Annotated in this window: 20 protein-coding genes and 2 pseudogenes; all 22 read right to left on the bottom strand. The window is 34.2% G+C overall.

Annotated features, from left to right (window positions below; genetic code table 11):
* Nucleotides 1–101 precede the first annotated feature (101 nt).
* Nucleotides 102–482 (bottom strand): hypothetical protein, encoded by a 381-nt coding sequence (locus ACXKY9_RS28565; RefSeq protein WP_016097321.1) that lies wholly within the window; start codon nucleotides 480–482, stop codon nucleotides 102–104.
* Between the two features lie 106 nt (nucleotides 483–588).
* The gene (locus ACXKY9_RS28560) at nucleotides 589–1,890 is read right to left on the bottom strand and encodes a hypothetical protein (protein ID WP_016097320.1); all 1,302 of its coding nucleotides are present in this window, start codon (nucleotides 1,888–1,890) and stop codon (nucleotides 589–591) included.
* Nucleotides 1,891–1,957: 67 nt separating this feature from the next.
* Nucleotides 1,958–2,542: a type III toxin-antitoxin system ToxN/AbiQ family toxin gene (locus ACXKY9_RS28555; protein WP_016097319.1), complete on the bottom strand. Its 585-nt coding sequence runs from the start codon at nucleotides 2,540–2,542 to the stop codon at nucleotides 1,958–1,960.
* A 250-nt stretch (nucleotides 2,543–2,792) separates the two neighbouring features.
* The gene (locus tag ACXKY9_RS28550; RefSeq protein WP_016097318.1) at nucleotides 2,793–3,818 is read right to left on the bottom strand and encodes a DUF3991 and TOPRIM domain-containing protein; all 1,026 of its coding nucleotides are present in this window, start codon (nucleotides 3,816–3,818) and stop codon (nucleotides 2,793–2,795) included.
* Nucleotides 3,819–3,897: 79 nt separating this feature from the next.
* On the bottom strand, nucleotides 3,898–4,449 hold the full coding sequence (locus ACXKY9_RS28545; protein WP_016097317.1) for a metal-dependent hydrolase: 552 nt from the start codon (nucleotides 4,447–4,449) through the stop codon (nucleotides 3,898–3,900).
* A gap of 21 nt (nucleotides 4,450–4,470) precedes the next feature.
* Entirely contained in the window at nucleotides 4,471–5,457 is a 987-nt protein-coding gene (locus ACXKY9_RS28540) for a hypothetical protein (RefSeq protein WP_016097316.1), read from the bottom strand.
* Nucleotides 5,458–5,518: 61 nt separating this feature from the next.
* Entirely contained in the window at nucleotides 5,519–7,150 is a 1,632-nt protein-coding gene (locus tag ACXKY9_RS28535; RefSeq protein ID WP_016097315.1) for an ArdC-like ssDNA-binding domain-containing protein, read from the bottom strand.
* Between the two features lie 57 nt (nucleotides 7,151–7,207).
* On the bottom strand, nucleotides 7,208–8,383 hold the full coding sequence (locus tag ACXKY9_RS28530) for an ArdC family protein (protein WP_016097314.1): 1,176 nt from the start codon (nucleotides 8,381–8,383) through the stop codon (nucleotides 7,208–7,210).
* Nucleotides 8,380–8,589: a DUF5511 family protein gene (locus ACXKY9_RS28525; protein ID WP_016097313.1), complete on the bottom strand. Its 210-nt coding sequence runs from the start codon at nucleotides 8,587–8,589 to the stop codon at nucleotides 8,380–8,382. The genes ACXKY9_RS28530 and ACXKY9_RS28525 overlap by 4 nt, the downstream gene beginning before the upstream one ends.
* 22 nt (nucleotides 8,590–8,611) lie before the next feature.
* The gene (locus ACXKY9_RS28520; RefSeq protein WP_016097312.1) at nucleotides 8,612–9,040 is read right to left on the bottom strand and encodes a DUF5514 family protein; all 429 of its coding nucleotides are present in this window, start codon (nucleotides 9,038–9,040) and stop codon (nucleotides 8,612–8,614) included.
* 19 nt (nucleotides 9,041–9,059) lie between these two features.
* Complete coding sequence (gene mobP2 / locus ACXKY9_RS28515; protein WP_016097311.1) at nucleotides 9,060–10,604, bottom strand: MobP2 family relaxase; 1,545 nt, start codon at nucleotides 10,602–10,604, stop codon at nucleotides 9,060–9,062.
* Nucleotides 10,605–10,622: 18 nt separating this feature from the next.
* Nucleotides 10,623–11,228 carry a hypothetical protein gene (locus ACXKY9_RS28510; protein WP_016097310.1) on the bottom strand — a complete coding sequence of 202 codons (606 nt, stop codon included), beginning with the start codon at nucleotides 11,226–11,228 and terminating at the stop codon, nucleotides 10,623–10,625.
* 16 nt (nucleotides 11,229–11,244) lie between these two features.
* Complete coding sequence (locus ACXKY9_RS28505; protein WP_016097309.1) at nucleotides 11,245–11,526, bottom strand: hypothetical protein; 282 nt, start codon at nucleotides 11,524–11,526, stop codon at nucleotides 11,245–11,247.
* A 277-nt stretch (nucleotides 11,527–11,803) separates the two neighbouring features.
* Nucleotides 11,804–12,661 (bottom strand): hypothetical protein, encoded by an 858-nt coding sequence (locus ACXKY9_RS28500; RefSeq protein ID WP_016097308.1) that lies wholly within the window; start codon nucleotides 12,659–12,661, stop codon nucleotides 11,804–11,806.
* A complete protein-coding gene (locus ACXKY9_RS28495) occupies nucleotides 12,658–12,933 on the bottom strand; it encodes a DUF5513 family protein (protein WP_016097307.1) in 276 nt (91 codons plus the stop codon). Before ACXKY9_RS28495 ends, ACXKY9_RS28500 begins: the two co-directional genes overlap by 4 nt.
* A gap of 88 nt (nucleotides 12,934–13,021) precedes the next feature.
* On the bottom strand, nucleotides 13,022–13,630 hold the full coding sequence (locus ACXKY9_RS28490) for a hypothetical protein (protein ID WP_016097306.1): 609 nt from the start codon (nucleotides 13,628–13,630) through the stop codon (nucleotides 13,022–13,024).
* 23 nt (nucleotides 13,631–13,653) lie between these two features.
* Nucleotides 13,654–14,430, bottom strand: a pseudogene (locus ACXKY9_RS28485) (C40 family peptidase); the annotation flags it as partial.
* A 97-nt stretch (nucleotides 14,431–14,527) separates the two neighbouring features.
* Nucleotides 14,528–16,333, bottom strand: a complete 1,806-nt coding sequence (gene ltrA, locus ACXKY9_RS28480; protein ID WP_000108316.1) for a group II intron reverse transcriptase/maturase — start codon at nucleotides 16,331–16,333, stop codon at nucleotides 14,528–14,530.
* A gap of 703 nt (nucleotides 16,334–17,036) precedes the next feature.
* Nucleotides 17,037–17,393 (bottom strand): annotated as a pseudogene (locus ACXKY9_RS28475) (lysozyme family protein); the annotation flags it as partial.
* A 1-nt stretch (nucleotide 17,394) separates the two neighbouring features.
* Nucleotides 17,395–19,329 (bottom strand): VirB4 family type IV secretion system protein, encoded by a 1,935-nt coding sequence (locus ACXKY9_RS28470; protein ID WP_016097303.1) that lies wholly within the window; start codon nucleotides 19,327–19,329, stop codon nucleotides 17,395–17,397.
* Between the two features lie 16 nt (nucleotides 19,330–19,345).
* On the bottom strand, nucleotides 19,346–20,014 hold the full coding sequence (locus ACXKY9_RS28465) for a TraC-like domain-containing protein (protein ID WP_016097302.1): 669 nt from the start codon (nucleotides 20,012–20,014) through the stop codon (nucleotides 19,346–19,348).
* 64 nt (nucleotides 20,015–20,078) lie between these two features.
* On the bottom strand, nucleotides 20,079–20,393 hold the full coding sequence (locus tag ACXKY9_RS28460) for a DUF5592 family protein (protein ID WP_016097301.1): 315 nt from the start codon (nucleotides 20,391–20,393) through the stop codon (nucleotides 20,079–20,081).
* Nucleotides 20,394–20,421 lie beyond the last annotated feature (28 nt).

Genomic DNA, 20,421 nt, shown 5'->3' with positions numbered 1-20,421 from the left:
TATTAAAATTTTGTATAAAAAAAGGAGTAGCATGAATTATGCTACTCCTAAAAATGTGAACATGTGTAAATGTGTATTTGTGTACATTTATCATAATTGGGTTAATAAATATATTTTTCTATAGCTTCTTCTATTGTTTCAGCAGCTTTTTCTTCTGAGTAATCTAAATAGGCTGGCATTACTTCACCGATATTTAATACCATTAAATCAAACCTTTTCCCAATGCTTTCGTTATAAAAACAATGAGAATAATAAATAGGAATTTCATACAACATCCAGCCCTTTATATTAAAACCTGTCTCGTGGATATAAGTAATACAGTTGTGAAAACGAATCATTGAGTCATCTTCAAAATTCTGTTTATTGCAATAAACTCCACTTTCAAGCCCTTCAAAACGAAAAATATATTCTTCTATTTTTATCTTTATATAAACATTCAAACTATTTTCCAGTAATTCTTTTGCAATTTCTAACTTCTCCATTCAAATCTCCTCCTTTTAAATTTTGTATACAAAAAAGAGAGCAACATATCGCTACGTTGCTCTTACTGTTTTTATTGATTCTTCGCTTTATATTACTACTCACTCTTCATTTACCTTCAATCAAAATATCAATTGCTCTCCAATAACTTTTTACAACGGCTACCGCTTCATCTTCTGAAGAACAAACTACAATTGCAGCTAAGTATTTTTTTCCATTGTATACACATATTTCAGCTTCAGAATATCTACTAATTTCGTCATCTTCTAATTCTCGATGAATTAAAAAACGATTATCATACTCTTTTTCAATTAAATAGCTAGTTGAATTTAAAAAATTATTTTCTACCCGATTTGGATAGTTCATTTCCTTTATTTCTCTTGCAAAAAAGTAGCTCTCTGTATTTACGATTAATCTTTTCTCATGTTTTGAGTACCAGGAAAAAACTTTAATCAGATCTTCCATATCCGTAATATGCAAAGGGTAGTGTCCACTACAATATTTATTCCCATCAGAATCCTCACTCCTTAAGAACAAGCACCAAACTGGTTGTTCCTCGCTAGCCCTTACAATATATCCATAGCCTTCTTTATCAGAGTCATACAAATTATCCTCAATAATAAATTCCTCTAGTGTACCGTGTTCCAAATTCAGAGCATTCTTTTCTAATGGTTTTGGATTTAATACAAACTCATTTTTAAATAAGTAGTCCCTGTCTTTGTATAAATAACCTTCTGTATCTACAATTATTTTTCTATCTTGCTTAGAAAACAAAGAAAATACTTTTATCAAATCTTCTAGATTTATATTATTCAAAGGACAGTGCTCACCATAATATTTCTCCCCTTTAGCACCATCACGTTTTAAAAGGAAACACCAAACCGGAACTTCCTCACTATATCTTGCAATATATCCATACGTCTCTGATTTAGATACTCCCAAAGCCATAGAAAAATATTCTTCGATTGTTTCTACTTCGTTATTTTGATTATCATTTTCTTCAATTTCATGAACCCAATACGCACAGTTTTGTAAGGAATTATCAGTAGCAAAGAAGTGACCATATTTCTCAATAATCTCTTCAAATTCTTCTTTACTAATAAAATGACCTTCTGTAAATCCTACACCTACATCTTTTGTATAACCAACAACTTCATAATTGTCCCCCAGAATATCATGTGAGTAAAAATCAAACTTCTTTGTTTCAGAGTCATAAGCTATCCTTAATAGTCCTGACAAAGTTGAATCCGCTTCTTCAAAATATGTATATAAGCCATCTGAAGGCTTTCCTTCAAAAACTTTACCAAAACGAATTAACATTGAAACACCAGAAATAATCTCTCCTGTTTTTTCTAGAACAAATTCTTTTTTCGTTGTTAAAACTTTATCGTATTCTAATTGATATTTCATTTTCTTCTTCCTCTCACTAATAAAATTTTGTATATAAAAAGGACAACATAACGCTATGTTGTCCTTTTTATCTCTCACGCCCCATTTGACGCATATATGCTATTCTTCTAGCTTTATCTCTTTCTTTAGCTTGATCTCTTTCTTTATATTCTTGGCACTTTTCTTCTAATTTAGGGAAATCACAACAAACTCCTTTTAAGAATTTTTGTTTATGTGAAGGCTTTCCTTGTACAGTTACATCTTTATATACTTTTTCCACTTTATTAGTAACTCGATCCATATTTTCTTTTAAAAATAAATACTGTTTTAACATCAAATTACCATACTGAGGGTCTGCTGCTGTTTTTTCTGCTATATCAATTTCTTTACACTCTTTTTCTGGGACTGGAATCATGTTATTAACCAATAAAACTCCAATTCGCTTTTCATCAGTATCGAATAATTTCACACTGACCTGACTGTTAAAATTTTTATCGTTACGTGATGTTAAAGGTACAAAATAATCATGACCATTGATTTTTTCCAATACACCTACATACGGTCTACTATGCTGTTCATCTTTATTAAAAGGTACTTTACTATCCGTTTCTCTTAAATAATCTATATATTCAGTTGAAATGGTGTAGAATTTAGGATTATCTTTATTAGCCAACTTTCTTCTCCCCCTAGAAACAAAAAAAGTAGGAAGAAAACTCTCCCTACTTTTAAAATTCTTTTTTAGCGCCTACTACGGTAAGGCTACACCAATTTTTTGGTACTCACTACGGTAGAGTTACACCAATTTTTTCGCACCTACTAAAGTAAGGTTACTCTAATTTTGTACCTTTATTATATGCGGTTTACTAATAAAAATCAACATTTTCAACTTCATTTCACACATTTTAAAATTACATTTCGATTATTTATCTCTCTCTGCCCATTTGTTGTAAATAAGCTGTACGTCTTCCTTGTTCTCGTTGATTGGCTACTCGCTTGCATTCATCGTTCCAATCCCATTTTTGTTCTTTAGACGGTGCTTGCGGATATTCCGGCTTAAATGCAACTATGCTTCCATCATTCTTTTCATAGCGAAAATGTATCAATCGTTCCGCAAAAGCTTTACCTGCTTTGTCATTGTCAACGCATAATGAAAGACTGTCAGGAACATCACCAATCCGCTCTTGACTCTTCATATAGTAATTAAATACTACTTGTGGTTTCAGCCCTTCCATACTAACTAAATGCGTATCTTTAAGGTCATGTTTATGTAGTGATACGTAGCTTAGTAAATCAATAGAGGACTCAAAGAACTTTAGATTTCGGGGTTCGCCCTGCAATACATTAAAACCGTAGTTAGCCGTAGAATTTTTTTGGATACTTTTCCACGCCCCACGTTTGTATTTATCCGATTTTACGACTCCTTGCTCTGATCCACCCATTACCGCTCCCGTTTCACGGTCTTTCCATAGGAACAATACATTGTTGTACTTATCTTGTTTAATCAGTCCTTTTTTATGCAATGCATCTACAACTTGCGGATCAATCTTTCTTTCCTCAGTCAGATATTCCCTTGCTCTATCGAATTGAGGTACTTCTTTTTCCGCAAAATGTTCACAATCATAAGGCTCACTCACAAATGTAACCTCTGAAGCTTTTTCATAGTCCTGTTCTCCGTCCAGTAATCGCTGCATCGCCCCAGGGAACGAAGCATCTTCTACCTCCTGTACAAACTTGATAATATTCCCGTTAACCCCTCTACTGTTCCAGTAGAACTGATTTTTCTTCCTATCAATGATTAAGCTATCGTGTTCCGCTAAACGGTAATAACGTTCACTGTCAGACTTTACAGGGATATCGTTTTGCATACAATAATCCACAATATCAAGTGATGCTGCCTTTTCAATTTCTTCCTCGGTATATCTTTTGGTATTCTTCTTTTGTTGTTCCATAGCAATTCCTCCAATAAATAAAGACCATGCATTTTCACATGGTCATTTTCGATTTATTTATATTTGTATTTGTTCTGCTTTAACTAAATAACGCTTTAAAGGATTCTAAAATGCCTGAAGCCCCAAATTGGAAACTTGCCATTCCATATGAATACAACTCATACACAACTACAATCGTACTAATCATTAAAATCATTTTTTCCGCTATACCGTTATAGCTGTAGTAAAAAATATGGAATCCACTTTGGAAATTTCTATTGGATAATGGCAGCAGCCACTTAATACCTTTTTTAGAGAAACTGTCTTCCACTAGATGTAGAAAGTATCCTGCAAGGATGCACATGCCATTCGTAAAGGTCAATGGTGTCATCCCGACTGCAAATAAAATAGGAATCAACACAAGCACTAAACCAAATAGTGAATGAGTGATTCCTCTATGACCAAATACCATATTCATTAAGTCCGATACTCCACGAGTTCTCCTGCCAATCCATGAATGTTGTTCATCTATATCAGGCAACAAAGCCCCAAAACTAACCGCTATCACATTTCCAATCGTGAGGTTTCCCGTTGATGCCAAGACAGGCAGGGCGACCGCTAGGCTTGTTGTAAGATGCGTTTTATACTTCATTGGTTATCCCACTTTCTTATATTAATAATCCCGACCAAGCATGTGTTTCATCATATAATGTTTTCTTGCTTGCTCTCTTGTTTGCGATATTTGCTGTTGTTCTTCCTCATGGACGGTATCTTTCCCAACATATCGCTTTCCAACTTCAGGGATGGTTTTTGATTCTTGTACCTCTATAGCGCCATGCTCTTTCTTCACCGACCCGACTGTTTTAGCGGATTCCATTTGAAAAACTTCCTCTGTTTCGCTTTTTCGATCATTTACGATCTCTTCTACTGGATTGAAACAAAGTTCTCCATCTTCAATCTTCTTTTCTTCCATATATCTAAGAGGAGCAAGTCGTTTTTCTTCAACATCTTCGTAGCCGATTGTTGTATAATAAGCATCTTTTCCCTCTATCTCTTCAGGAATCACCTCTTCTGCTACTACATATCCATAGCCCTCAAAGTGATAAGCCGCTTCATCCTGCTGCAATGGTTTCCCTGTCGATTCACAGTAAATAACCATATCTTCATTTACTGGATAAAGCCCTTGATACTCCACATCACCATTCATAATTTCTTTGTGTGATTTAGTAATTGAATGATTGATATGTTTAACAGCTTCAAATACAGAATGGTTAAAATCAAATTCAATGTCACTGTCTGATACATATTCAGATAGGCACTCCACTTTCATATTTTGTTGTCTATCTGTTGAAACTTTAGCAATTGGCGTATCATAGAATTCTCCTTGAATAAGTTCAGCTTCATAATACGGTTCAAGGTAATCTGCAATTTGATTGAAGTTTTCCATTTCTTTTTCCGTTCCACATCTATTTACAACAGATAGCATTTCTCCTAAACTCAAACGCATATCAGGATGAATTTCTTCGATTACTCGATTGTCTTCGGACAGTTGAATTTCGTAATTTTCCCAATGCTTTTCTAAATCAATACCTACTTTCTCGTCAATCTCTAGAGCTGCTTTTTGTTGAATGCCTGTTACTACTTTATGGTTATCCATCATTTTTCTCTCTCCTTATTAGTTGAAATTTAAAATAAAAAAGAACACCTATTAAGGTGTCCTTTTATCTCTCCATCTGTTGCATGTATGCCATACGTGCTATTTTTCTAGCTTCTTGCTTTTTCATAACGGCTGCTTCTTCATCTTGTTGTCCTGTACTCAATTCTTGATTACTTCCTTGACGTTCAATTTCTTCGCTCATTACTTCTTTGTGCGCTTTTGTAATAGAAGAATTAATACTATCAATCGCTTCAGCTACAGAGTGGTTAAAATCAAATTCAATGTCACTGTCTGATACATATTCAGAAATACATTCAACCTTCATGTTTTTATCTTGATCTACCGATACTTTAGCAACATGTGTATTAAATAACTCTGTTTCTTTTGAGTCAGCTTCATAATGTGGTTTCATTTCTTCTGTTACGATTTTCAAATTCTCTACTTCTTTTTCAGTTCCAAATTTATTGACGATTGTATTTAATTCACCCAAACTCAAAATCATATTCGGCTGAATATCCTCTATATATTTTCCATCTTCAGAAAGATTAATTTTATAATCATTCCATCGATTTTTTGAATTTAGCTCTGCCCGTTGAGAGACAGCATTCCAATGACTCCCTAAATTTAACCCAATGTTTTCAGCAACATTTTGTTCCGCTTTTTCTTGTATACGTTTAAGGACTCTTTGTTGAAAAGCAGGAAATTCGAATTTCTTTTGCTCCTTTTCATCATTTACTGCATCTTTTTCGTTTAATTCTTTTGTATCGTTACTGATTACTGGATTGTGTTTCTGTAGTTCTTTTTCTGTCCCCCTTTGTAATTCAGAGATTTCCTGATCTATTACATTAATAAACGTTCTTGCTGTATCGTGAATGTTTATTATAGAAGAATCTTTTTCTTTTAAATCTTGATCACTTTCAACCCATTTACTAATATAAGGTACTGTATTTTCACTCGTATCCATCCCGTAATGTGTACAAACAATATGTGTAGCCATTCGTGTTTCAAAATCTCCCGCCACTTCATCTTTACTCCCTTTTCCTTTTTCACCTTGCAATTTTTCACGAATCAATTCATAGATGACTTCAGGTATTTGCTTTATTTCTAAGGTGTTTTCATTTTCATCAAGTGCTTTACTTTCAATTTTTTCTTTCTCAGCTACAACATGGATTCCAGAAATCAACATGTTTTTATTTTCTTCTGATACCTCAAAATCAAATTGACGATTCGGGAATATCTTTTTCAAGTCGTCACTAGTAGCATTGGTTTGTGAAATATCTAATGCCGATTTCTTTAAATAGTAAGTTATGTCTTTCTTTATTTTTAAATCGCCTTTCTTAACCTGTCCCTTCTGATCTACTGTCAAATCTTTTACAAGAACTTCTTTTTTTGTTTTGGGATCTCTTACATATTCTTTGATAAGAGGATGAAAAACCTTCATTTCCTGTTCTCCATTTTTCAAAGAAAAGCCAGCCTTGTTGTAAGTTTTCAAATTTGCACATGCATACGCATCAGGGAATTGCGATTTAATCACTTGCATATTTCTACCCGAATAATTACTAAATCTAGACATAAACTCAGCTAATTCCAAAACCCCTTCCTTTGAATGATAATAATGTTCTAAGTCTTCAAGCACCATCCCCATAAATTGCCTTGTTTCTTCCGTACTTATTCCCATATCATCATAAAACATCATCGTTTTCTCTTCTCCTTATTAGTTAAAATTAAAAAGAACACCTATTAAGATGTCCTCTTACCTCTCCATTTGTTGCATATATGCCATACGTGCAATCCTTCTTGTTTCTTGCTGTTTTATAGCGGCTGCATCTACATCTTTTTCTGTTTTATTAGATAAAAAATGGTCAACCTTATTCTGTTGTTCTTCAGAATTAGATTGACCTTTTATATCTCCATTATCTTGTTCCCTATTCTTTTCGTTCTCTCTTTGCAATTCAGAAATTTTCTTATCAATTGTATTTATAAAGCTACTTGCGGTTTCGTGAACACGCATAATAGATTTGTCTTTCTCTTCTATATCCTGTCCGTTTTTCGTCCATTGGGCTATATAAGGAATGGCAAATTCACTCGTATCCATGCCGTAATGCTTACACACTATATAAGAAGTTAATTCTGCTTCAAACTCTTTTGTAGGTGTGTGTTCTGAATGATCCACCTTCACATTATGTAACTTCGCATGTGCTAATTCATGTATAGATACAGCTAATTCTTTTGTTTCGGTGTTTCGAGTATTCATAACTATTTCGGAATGAGAACCGTCAACAGCTTGTAAATGCATACCATGAGCATTACCTAATTCATTAATTAATGCGCCTTGATTGCCCATCATTTTAATTTCAATCTTTTCTTTTTCTGCTAATGCCTCTATACCTGTCTTTAATAACTCTTTGTTTTCCTCTGTCACCTCAAAATTAAACTGACGATTCGGGAATATTTTAGGCAAGTCTTCAGGTCTTGCATTTGTTTGTGAAACATCAAAGGCTGTTGCTTTCAAATAATAATTTGTTTGCTTCTCCACTTTTAACTCACCAGTTTTCACTTGTTGCTTTTGTTCCGCAGTTAATTTAGTTAGTGGAATTGCTAATTTTGTTTTTTGATCTCTTACAAATTCTTTTACATAAGGATGAAAAACCTTCATTGCTTTTTCACCCTTATTTACATGGAATCCTGCATCTTTAAATGTTTTAAAGCTCGCACAAGCATACGCATGTGGAAATTGTGATTTAATTAACTGCATGTTTCTAGGAGAATAGTTACTAAACTTCGCCATGAATCCAGCCAACTCAATCATGTCTTCAGTGGATTCATAGTACTTCGTAATATCGGTAAAAACCTTGTCCATGATTTCTTGTGTTTCTTCTTTAATTTGCTCTTTTGTCTTAGGTGTATATTTCTTTTTTGTGTAGGTCATTCGCAAATTAACCCTCTTTCTTCATCATATTTAACAAATGGTAAACTATCATGTTCCGCTGCTCCTTGCATAAACTCGACATAGGCTGCCGCTTCTTCTTCAGAAACTTTTACGATAACTTGCTTATTAAATAAATATTTACTTAGATGAACCTCATTCTTTACTTGGTCAACATGATCAATCATATAAAAATTATTTTGAAACATATTACACACTACCTTTCTATTATTACAACGCTAATTTGAAGTATATTTTTTCGTAAGTTTGTTTTCCTTTGTCCCAACTTATATTCCAATTCTCTAACGAACCCGAGTATACTTCTTTAAATTTTAGCATTGGATTATCCATTGAACCCACTATCACTATTCCAAATCCTTTATCATATGTAGAATCACCCTCAAATTTTTTCCACAACTCAAATTCTGTAATTTTATATTTTTCAGCAAAACCAATAACCGTTTCCAGTATCCAGTTTTCATTTTCTTCTTCAGTTATCTGCTTCTCAAAATCCACCTCAAAACACTCACCATAATCATCGTTCCGAATTAGAAAATGATTTTCTCCTTTCTTTATATTCTCTTCTATAATGGTTCTATTTTCTTCATTACGGCTAAATCTTGTACTTGAAACGATGGAATAATACACTTTTTTCTCCACTTTAAATCCTCCTTTTAAATTAATAATCCATTTCTTGTTGTCGTGCAATTCGTTCCTGTACACGCTCATACTCTTGTTCTGCACGCCATTTTGTTAAATCATCATTCAACGCCGCTTCAATATTTCGGACATCCTTTTTTCGAATTAATGGCGGTTTGTATTGAGAATATGTAGTGTACTCTCTTCTTTTTTCTAACCGCCCCCTTTCATATTTCTTTTTAATCTGTTCATTCTTTTGCTGAAACTGATACAACGGATTGTCCTCATATGGTTGCTTTTTCTTCAGTTCTTTTAGTAAGGAATTACCCATACGCTTCTGCATATCTTTCATTTGATTCTTTGCGTAATCTTTTTCTTCCCGTTCCGATTCTCCATATAAACCCTTCTGAAAACTAGATTCTTTTTCTACAGCTTCCTGATATTCCTTAAAAATAGGATTTTCTTTCATTAACAATCCTGTCAGTTCATCAATCTTATTTCTTGTTTCATTCGGCATTCTTTTGCTGCCATATGTCCAATCTTTTTTGTTACTAGGTAACCCGTTGTATATCTCTTGTAACAAAGTAACTTCCCTACTTGGTTGCTTTTCTTTTGATTGTAGATACTCCTTTTTGACTTCTTGCACTAAGTTATTTCTTAGATTAGATATTCGACTCAACTCACTTGTACGATCTACGAGAGAGTTCGCAAAAGTTGTTTTCATATGATCTAGTGTACTTTGTTTTCTTTTTCCTTTTGGTTCGTAAAAAGTTTCTCCATCCACTTTAACTTCGACTAGCTTCCTTCTATTTTCTTTTTCTACTGTTCCGTAGTGAATGTGAATGTGTTCTGTATTCCGATGAATAGATGCAAACCAAAAGCCGTTATTCTCTTCAATTTGTTCATCCTTGAATAACTGTTCCATCATTTTATGACTTGCATTTCGAATCCGATTTTCATCTAACACGTCCGTTACAGGATCATATAGTTTCTGTTCTATTAGAAAGTCCGTATCGAATGAGATAACATCTTGATAATAAACCGAACCTTTATTTTGTGCTTTTCCCACCAACTCTTTTATTTCATTTAAATCATTGGAGGTAATTACATTTTTATTTTTCGAGAAAACACCCGACAAAATTTCTTCTGCTTTTATCTTCTCCTGCATTTGTTCAGGAGACAAATCTTCTATATGTTTATTAAGTAATAACACCTCTTCTTCTTCCGTTTTAGTCATTTTCTTTTTGCTTTCTAGCGCATATTTTCTTCCCATATAGCTAACATACTTTTCAAAATCAGTCGTAGTATTAAAACTGTTTGGAGAAGTTAAAAGCACTTTTGCTTCTGCTTCTTTTTCAGATACACTCACTTTCTTTTGATTAGAATGAGGACTTCCCCTCTCCATATCAAAAGAGTCAATTGCATTTTGCAATCGACTCAGTTCGGTTAGTTCTGTATTTGTTAAGGTATGTCTCTCTTTTAAAAGTGCTTTTTGTCTCATGCAATAATCTACATACGTTGTAAAACTCTTTTGGTTTGGAATGGTATATTGAGATGTTAATATGATACTTGGTGATTTTCCCATACATCATTCTCCTTCAAGTTATGTTAATTCTTTTCGTCTATGTTCGGGGATTTGTTCCCACTCAATTTCCTCATACATGGTCTGTCCTAATCTAGAAATTGCCTTATGTGGTTTACCTTTTTTCATGACAATTTGTACATCATCCGTAATCATCGGTAATGTTTTCTTTGCAAAAGATGGTGTTTTAACTTCTCTCTGTATGTGTTCCTGCTCTTGCATGTTTACTTCTATAGGTTCACGTTTAACAGTTCGAGAGAACTTCCCTTCCGATTTCTTTGTAACAGCAGAAGCAATTTCACTTTTAACTTCCTGCTCCAATTCTTCTAAACTTAAATCGCTTCCTGATCGTGCAATAAGTTCCATGTTTAACTTAATTAATATATCCATTTGTTGTTTCATTGTATTAACGGCTTGCGTTAAACCTTTCACTTCTTTTTTCAAAAGTGATACATCATCCTCGCCTTTTTCCTTCCTCATATCTTCATCTAACAACCCAATTGCACGTCTAAACACATCCGCTTTAGTTTTATACTCAGGATGCTGTTGCAAGTATTCCTCCACAATATCATTATGAATTCTAGTAATCTTAAACTTTGCTGTATCAGACAAAACCACTTCACTCATATTCTCTCTCCTGTCTTTAATTACGAGTAGCTAATTTCATTATTAATTCATTAGTTGCATCTATATACTCTTGTAACTTATTCTCTTGTCTTTCTAATGACACGGTAACATTGCCGACTGCTTCATCAAATTTATCTTGCTTAAACTGAAGCAAAGAATGTTCTACATCGTTTTGAATGAGACTTCTCAAGTATTCTGCACGAGTATACTTTCTCTTCAATTTCACACTTATTAATTCACACCTCTTATCAATATCTTTTATATATTTAGGATCAATACCTCTTAACAAGATGTCCATGTTATTACTTCCTTTCTGATAAATGCATAACTAGAATAGTCGTATTTCCTCCTTTCTAGTTAAGAACTAAAGACAGTGATTAAAAAAGAGCATAAGGAAACCTGATATCACTTTGTAAACAAAGCGCTTAAATAGGCTGTGCCTATTAGGTTTCTACTTCACTCAAATTGATATCACTAATCCTCTCCGAGTGGTCGCTCAGTGGTCATATTTTAAGGATAGTGGTCATTTCGTGGCACTCAGTGGTCACTTAGTGGTCACTCAAAAACACTATTTTTTATATCGTTTTTTTCTTTTCACTCAGCAATTTAATTTTCTTTTCTTTCATTTTGATGTCTTCTTTTAATACATCAATTTCTTTTTGATGGTTGTTAATGGTAGACTCATTTGAATTTATTGTGTTTTTGGTTTTCACTTTTTCGCCCTCTGTTTGGTACTCCATTTCTTTTGTTAACTTTTCATTTTTGATTTTTAATTGCTTCATAGCTGAAGCTTTATCATCAATTTTCTTCTCTATTTCTTTCATTTCTTTTCTCAATCCCTGTTGCGAAAATGCAAGATACTCTTTTTCATAGAAATCTTTCGATTCCTTTTTCAATTCTTTATTAATCAATTTTTCATTTTCTAAAACGTACGTTTTCAAGCTCCGTTCCTTTAGATCATCCACGTCCGTTTGCAATTCAGGATGAATATATTCAGGCTTCACAACCGAAGATACAACACCAAATTCTTCAGGAACATTTTCACTAATTACCACAATGTAGTTATCACTTGCCCGATAAACCTTCGTTTTCACGTTATTATCTTTTTGTTTAATGTATTTATTCTCTACTTTGTATTTCATATTACTTAGAATTTGAGAGTCATTATCTGCCCTTAACTCATAATCAATTCGTAACGTTTGATTGACTGGATTGTATTCTTTTTTTGCAACTGAAATCTTTACCGTGGTGGACAAACTCTGATACTCACCTATTTTCATTTCTTCAAATTTATATGTCGCTCCACTAAAAACAGGAGAAATACAAAGTACAAAAAACACTGTGAAAAAACTTCCTAAAGTATATAAATACGCCTTCCTTTTTGTATTTGCAGGCTTTCTACCTTCCTTATTCATTCCAAAATTAAAATTCATTTTGTTGTTTCTCCTTTCACATTTACTACGCTCACGTGAGCGTGAATGTTTTCAAGTTTATAATTTGTATACTTTTCTTTCCCATTAACACTAGACTGATATTCACGTACAATGAGCCATTCCACTTTTTCCCCAAAGTTATAATCAAACCATGTTATCGGGATTTCAATAAACTTATCTTTTCGAATCCCCTTCTTTTTTCGTAGACTTAAAATTAAATACCTACCTTCTTTTACATAATCATGATTGGGTTTTAGTTCACTCAAAAGCATGATGTTACTCCTTCCTGTTAGATTTATTTGTTAAACGAAAAGCCCCATACTAGTTAGTAAGGGGCTTTTCGTTTACATCATTTTCTATTCATCGTTTCGCTGGATACGGATTATACTCTACAACTTTAATTTCTTCCCCTTGCTTTTCTAGCGTTATCTTTACAACACTGTTAATCGTTGTTTTTTTATTTTCTAATCCCTCAATTGTGTACTCCACATCAAGTAAAGCCGTACATTTCTTAGAAATATCACCTTCTGAATTAATGTATATTGCAGCCTTATTTACATGTGATTTGAAGTTTGGATCGCCTAAATCATCTGTATTAGGTGCTACTACATCTACTACCTTTTTGTCCGTTATTTTTAACAAGTTGTTTCGTCTTTCGCCTTTATTTTGTACCGAATAATCTAAATAAGCATGTACGAATTGATTTGCAACTTCTCTGTATTTGTTTTGTAAATCTACTGTTGGATTACTTTCTTTTTTATTTTCGTCCGCTGCACCCTCATTTATTTTTTTACTTTCCTGCTCCAACTTCACTTTTAAATCTCCGATTTGCTTCTCTTTTTCCGCTACAGTCACATGATGTTTTTTATCCTTCTTTTCAAATTCTTTCTTTGTGCTATAACTCAGTATTCCGTTAAAAGCCAGTGATAAAATCAACACTACACCTAAAATCTTTGATATATTATTCATTTATTTTGCACCCATTTCTTTTTTTATTTTGGAACTACTCTTCTAATTCCTGCATAGTACTTTTGCCATCCTGGTGATGTAAATTGGTGATACCCTATCCCTGAACTTTCAGAATCATACATTGTATTAGCATCAACATATATCCCTACATGACTTACATGATCGGGCCCACCGTATGTCCCTTTAAAGAAAACTAAATCGCCTGGTTGTGCATCTTTCGGATCAACTTCTACAGTTGCATAGTATTGTTCTGATGCTGAACCATTTAAATTGACTCCTGCTGCTCTAAATGCCCAAGAGGTTAATCCACTACAATCAAATCCCTGTGCAGGAGTTTTCCCGCCCCAAACATACGGGTTTCCGTTATATTTCAAAGCTTCCTCCATTATTTTCTTAAAGGTTTCTGATCCGTTTACTGGTGCAGTCCCGTTATTAAAACTTAAATATTGTTTCACCATTTCTGCATAATAAAAGTTACCGCCATTGATATAGCGATAACCACCGTTGTAAGCAATTGCTACAGGTTGACTGTATCCAATTGTTGTTCCATTCCTATTACCACCAGCAGGTGCAACAACTGTTAAAGAATAATAATCAGCCGTTTGTAAAGAATGCGTTTTACTATTTGTCGCTAACCAATGCACATAATTACGACCAAAGTTGTATGTTTGTACAATGGCTAACAAATCATTAATCCCTAGCATTTTCGCATCATCAAATGCGCCTTTTAAATGCATAACACCGTAGTAAATAGAATCTTTCGGGTTAGAAATTGTATTCATTGCCCAACCTTGTGACTGTTAGTGATAGGTAAGGATTTGAAGTTATCTCTACCTTTTCCCCCACTCCACACCGTACGTGAGACTTTCACCTCATACGGCGCTCCATCTAATTTGTTTATTGTTTAATTTTTTCTAAATTACAAGCTCTTCGATATTGGTTTATTCGTTTAACTTGTTCCACAGTCAACGAGTGTTTTTGAAAGTAGGATTCAATCGTTTGTTTATTTGTCATGTGAATTAATCTATGAATTTCTTTATGAATGATTCTAAGATTTTCATACTCATCTGTTCCGCCTAATCCCTTCGGAATATAGTGGTGGCAATGTAGCTCACTTGCTGGTAAAAATTCTTTAAGTATCTCACATTTTCCATTCAACATAGAATACCTTGCCATTCGATTATCCAAGTACTCTATACTTTCATTAGGGATATTTGCAGTTAGTAGTTTCTTAATTTCGCCTAATACCAATTTATTTAACTCAATATGTTTGGCAATCTTTCGGCCTTTTTGATTGTAAGGTGTTTGGGTTTGCGTGTAATTCCATATAGTTGCTGTTTGTATATCCGCTAGTGGAAATAAGTAAATACCACATACTTTAAATGTTCGATAATTATTTTTAAAGAATTTTGTAAACACCGGAGGTGCATTGATTGGAACTTCATATTTCCCGACACTTTTTAATCGATTGAATATTACTAATGATAGGTTAAATGCAAGCTGTTTCATTTCAATATTTACATGTGTAACATACCTAAAATAGTTACGCAGTCCAAGTACATAGGCATTATATAATTGCACATTTTTCCGAGTTGATGACAACTGAATAGCTTTTATTCGCTTTTTGATCTCAAGTTTGATTTGCTTCTTTTTCTTATTTGATATCCTAGAGTTACAAACCCATTTGTTTCTTTTGGGTACTACATATAATAAATATCCTAAGAACTCAGATTTGTTTTTTCTAAGGTTGATTATTCTGGATTTTTCTGGTGAAATGTCCAACTTTAATCGTTCCTTGAGATACATTTTTGTCGCGAAAAACCATTTTTGTGCCGTTCGGAAATCCTTTGCCATAATTTTAAAATCATCTGCATAACGAACAATAAATCCTTGTTTCAATTTGGTACCTTTCATTGCTCGCTTTTGATTTGCATTATTTGTATATGGATATGATGTTTCAAAATAGTGCCATTGGCTTGCTATCCATTGGTCTAAATCATTTAAAACTATATTGGATAGTAATGGCGAGAGTATTCCACCTTGTGGTGTTCCCTTTTTTGGAATTCCAAATCCCTTAATTGGTGCTTTTAGAATTAAATAGATAAGTTTTAACACTCGCTTATCTTTAATACCCATATTCCACAATTGTTTTAGAAGTAATGTGTGATTAACATTGTCAAAGAATCCTTTTATATCTATATCTACCGCGTAATGAAAAGTATTTCTGCTTATCAAAAACATTACTCTAGAAATGGCATGTTTTGTTCCTCTCATCGGACGAAATCCATAACTATGTTCGTAAAATTTCGCCTCGCAAATCGGCTCCAAAATTTGCCTAATCATTTGTTGAATTAACCGATCAAACATTGTTGGAATTCCTAAAGGTCTTTTATCTCCATTGGACTTAGGAATAAAAACTCTCTTTACTGCTTTTGGTTTGTATATCTCTAGTTGTTTACAAACCAATGATAAGAATTCCTTTTTATACATTGGTTTATAATTATCTATCGTGAACAAATCCGTGCCAGCGGTTTTGGACCCCTTGTTAGATTTTATTGTTCGGTATGCTAAAAGAATATTGTTCTCCGAAGTAATCAATTCATATAGACCATGGAATGATTTATTTCCTTGACTTTCTTCATATAACCTATCAAATGTTTCTTGCATATTGTAATATTCCCAATATCTCATTGTTGTGCTCAACTGTGGAAACCTCCTAGGTTTTTGCCCACATTCCTACCTGACCATTGAGCTTCATTTTCTTAAAATTAAACATAAAACAAACTAGACTTGGGGCCATCCCTCCACGTTCATTAGACGCTTCAACGGTACTGTGCCCCTACCTTCACAAAAATAAAGGAATTTCGGCTAATTACCTTATATCCACCTGCCCAGTAGTAGCTGTTTTCATTTAGCAGTTTTTTGCTTCCCACGTTCCAATATATCTAGCTATTCATGATAACCGTAGGTGTTTGCTATAAGCCTGTAGAGTTTATAAGCTCATCGTTGCTTATCCCGATTTCCTACCGTCAGATTCGTACTTCTCGGTACCCTACCACACTCTTGTGTGCTATACCTTTCGGTATAGTGCAATTTTAGACCCGTACCTTCGCAAATTCGTCAGACCCATAAGGGACATTCTCACCATAGTTATCTTTTCAGCCATCCGACCTATCCTACACCATATGATTAAAAATCACTTAGGCTCGTTCAGCCGACTTCACCTAGCTTCATACACAATCTGTCTACTAACAAATCATGCATGTAGGAGTATTAATGGAGTTGTTTCAATTCAACATGACGATTTTCATTCCAACTCTCGATATATTAGTTATTGTTGCTTAAGATAAATTTCAGCAACACTCTCACTTCACGTCTAAACGCTTATAGAGAAACGTGTCGCGCCTGAAGACTGCATAATATCAGGTAGTTTTTCTGAAATACCATTGCTCTCTACCATAATAATTGCTAGTACATATGGAACTAGCTCTGGTACACCTTGCGCTGCACATTCCTGCTCCACCATCGATTGCCACCTCATGACTTCAGGTGGTAAATTCTGCACTGAAGCATTCCCACTTATGCCACCATTCGGTGTACCTGTAGAGCTTTCTCCACCCAAAATCGCCATACTAACAATTAAAAGAATCGTAATGGCTGCCGCAATTATTACTCCTGTAGAACCACCTAACAAGCGAACGAGCCATTTTATTCTTTTCACTTTCTTATACTTGTCTATTGCTGTTTCTTGCGTCGCTGCCATTTTACTGACCACCTTTAAAGCGTTCTAATTGTTTCTCGTCAGGATCAAACATCACGTTATATGTTTCAGTAGAACTTACCTGTACAATTGCTTCCCCTCGTTTCAACTCAGGTAAGATACGAAACTCCGATTCTGTTAAACTCTCACCTAGAACACTTTTTAAAGTCTCTAACACGGAGTTATCCATGTTCAAGAATATTTTGTATTGAGTTAATTCAAAGATGGCTTTCATCGTAGACACATCCACTGTACTTCCTGGTGGTGGTAACATTTCTTGTGGGGATTGTGTCGCAAAAAATATACCTGCAAAGAATTTTCGCATCTCACGTTCGAACTCTAATACATAACGATTGGCAAATTCATTTTGCGAATTGATAATGTTATGACACTCATCAAGGAAAACCATGAAATACTTAACGTCTTCTATTGATAAGTTTTTTTCTTCTCGTAAATACTTCATTTGACGACCATTTTTAAGCGCATGACTCCAAATCAATGTTAATGCGGTAAACAATTGACAGTTAAAAACTGATTTATCGTATTTTGAAATCCCATCAATATCAAAGAAAACAATCTGCTCATTTTCAAAGTTTTTAAGTGTTGTATGACCGTTAAACATATCACCGTACACCGTAATCATGTCCTCCACCTGCAATTTGATTGCTTCTAAATCACGGAGACGTTGTGGTGTTGCTCCCGCTTCTAGCTTCAGCTCACTTAAATATTTATAAAAATCTTCTAAAATTGGATAGTGATTAGGAGGGAATCCCGTTACTTTGTACGGGCGATCACTTCCCTTTTGAGGTACAAGTCCCCACTCAATATAGAAAGCATACAAATGTTTACGAAACTCTTGAATCACCGTATCATCAAATTCTGAATTTAAAAATCGAACCATATTCGTGACTTTAGAAATATGTTGAATGAATGAACCTTTCTCATCAACTGCACCTGTATTTGTAATTTTCGTTGCGAATACTTCTAAGGGGTTTATCATTCCTGTTTCTACTTCTTCCGAATCTTGAACCCCACTTAAATCAATTATTTTACCGCCTTGCTGCTGCACAATTGTGTAATAATCTCTTGCTTTATCAAAACCACGAATGAAGCAATCTTTCGCAACCAATCCTTCTTCGATTTGTTTAAGTAGTGTTGATTTACCAGCACCCATCTTACCAAAGATGAAACCACTAAATGATGTTCTAGTACTTGTAGAGAAAAACGGATCTAAAATAAATGCGCCACCTGTAGTAGTTTGTCCTAGATAAATTCCTCTTGGATCTTTTAAATCTTGATGATGAAATGGAATACCGAAACCAATATTTTGTGAAGGTAATGGATAGCCACTTTTCACTCCCAAGTATTCTATTTGATCGTCATAGCTTGCAAACAATGTTTGCCACTCTTCTTTTTGTTTAAAAACATACACTTGCGCTTTATAGTTCTGCCCCGCAATTTCTTTCTTAATATCACCAATTCTTTTCTCCAATTGTTCTAGCACTGGATCATATATGAAGATACGCAACTTTATGAGTTTAACAATTTCACCTTGCTGCGTAATAGAACGAGCAAAGTCTGTTAAATTTTGTAGTTCCCAATGAGCATCGTCACGATCAGTAGAACGACGTTCTGATGTCATACGGTCTTTTAATTCAGTAATAGAACGGTTAATGTCTTTTACTACTTCTTCTTTATTCGCTGTCGCTATGTCTACACTTGAAACGGTATCTTTATTGTTCATGAGTGCCGTTAGCCATAGCGGAGGAATATCTTCAGCTAGATAGTACACATGTAAACATGCAACATAGCAATCACCTTGCGCTATGTACTTCTCATTAAATTTAATGCCACCTTGCGGCTGCACCCTCGAAATAAAATCTAAATCATATCCTTCAGTACGATATTTTCGGTGTTCTTTTTTCCCCAACTTTACCATTATTCATTTCCTCCTTTTACATTTCTGAATTCATGTTTTGTAGCTTAAAGATTAGCTTCTCAACTTCTTTTGCTTTCATATTCTGCAAGTTAAATTGACGTCCACCATAGCGCTTCATGTCCTTCACATTCTTTACTAACTCTGTTTCATTTTTTGCATACACAACAATGAAGAAAGCCAATTCCTTTAAATTCTTTTCTACCCACAGTACCCGATTTAAATTTTCAATTGCTAAACTATAGCGTTGAGACCATAAGTGTTCTTCGTTTCTCTCTGACACATCTTGACTCATTTTCCCTTGATAACGTAGCGCCATGCGCTTCCAGTACACCTGTTGTTCTGTTGTTTCTGTAGAGTACGTTAGAGACAAAATCTTGAATGGCTCATGATACACACGACATAAACTAGTTAACTGATTCATAAATCGATTTAAATCATCTTTGTTCATAGAAATTAAGTCCGTAGTCTTTACCTTTAAATACACCTGCAAGTTGTCTCTACGATCTACTAAGATCCCCTTTTTTTGTTCCAGTCGTTTATAAGGTGCAACATCAACAATTGATGCATCCGTATTTTTAAAAGAAGCAAAGATCGTTGAAATAAAACTTTGTTTTCCATTACTTTTCTCTGACTCAACTTGTCTCTTTCGGTTTACTTTTTTAGATTCAACTGTCGCAACTTTCATCTTCATCTTTCCTTTCATGAGATATAAAAAAGGAGAGCGCTATATCTGCACTCTCCTTTCATTCCTATTTCTTTTTTGTTTCGCTGCTTATGGTATTTACTTCAATTGGATGATAGTTTTTATTGTCCATCTTCAACATATCCAAAATCACAAATATATTTCTATTTGTAGGACTGTTATGAGGTTTAATACATAAGAACACCCCAAACGCCCCAAACAGCACATAAAACATTATCCTTCCAAGTCCTCCGACTGGAACAAGCTTCGACATATAACTTGCTAGTACTAACATTAGAACTATGATTGCTCCATCCATGATATAAAAGAAGGCTAACTTAATTTCTTGCTTTGTATTCTTAGGATTACGCATCATTTCCATTACTCAACACTCCCCTTATTACGTTATA

Source organism: Bacillus sp. 2175, assembly GCF_057812155.1.
Note: the sequence above shows the minus strand (reverse complement) of the source record. Positions and strands in the feature narration are given on the sequence as shown.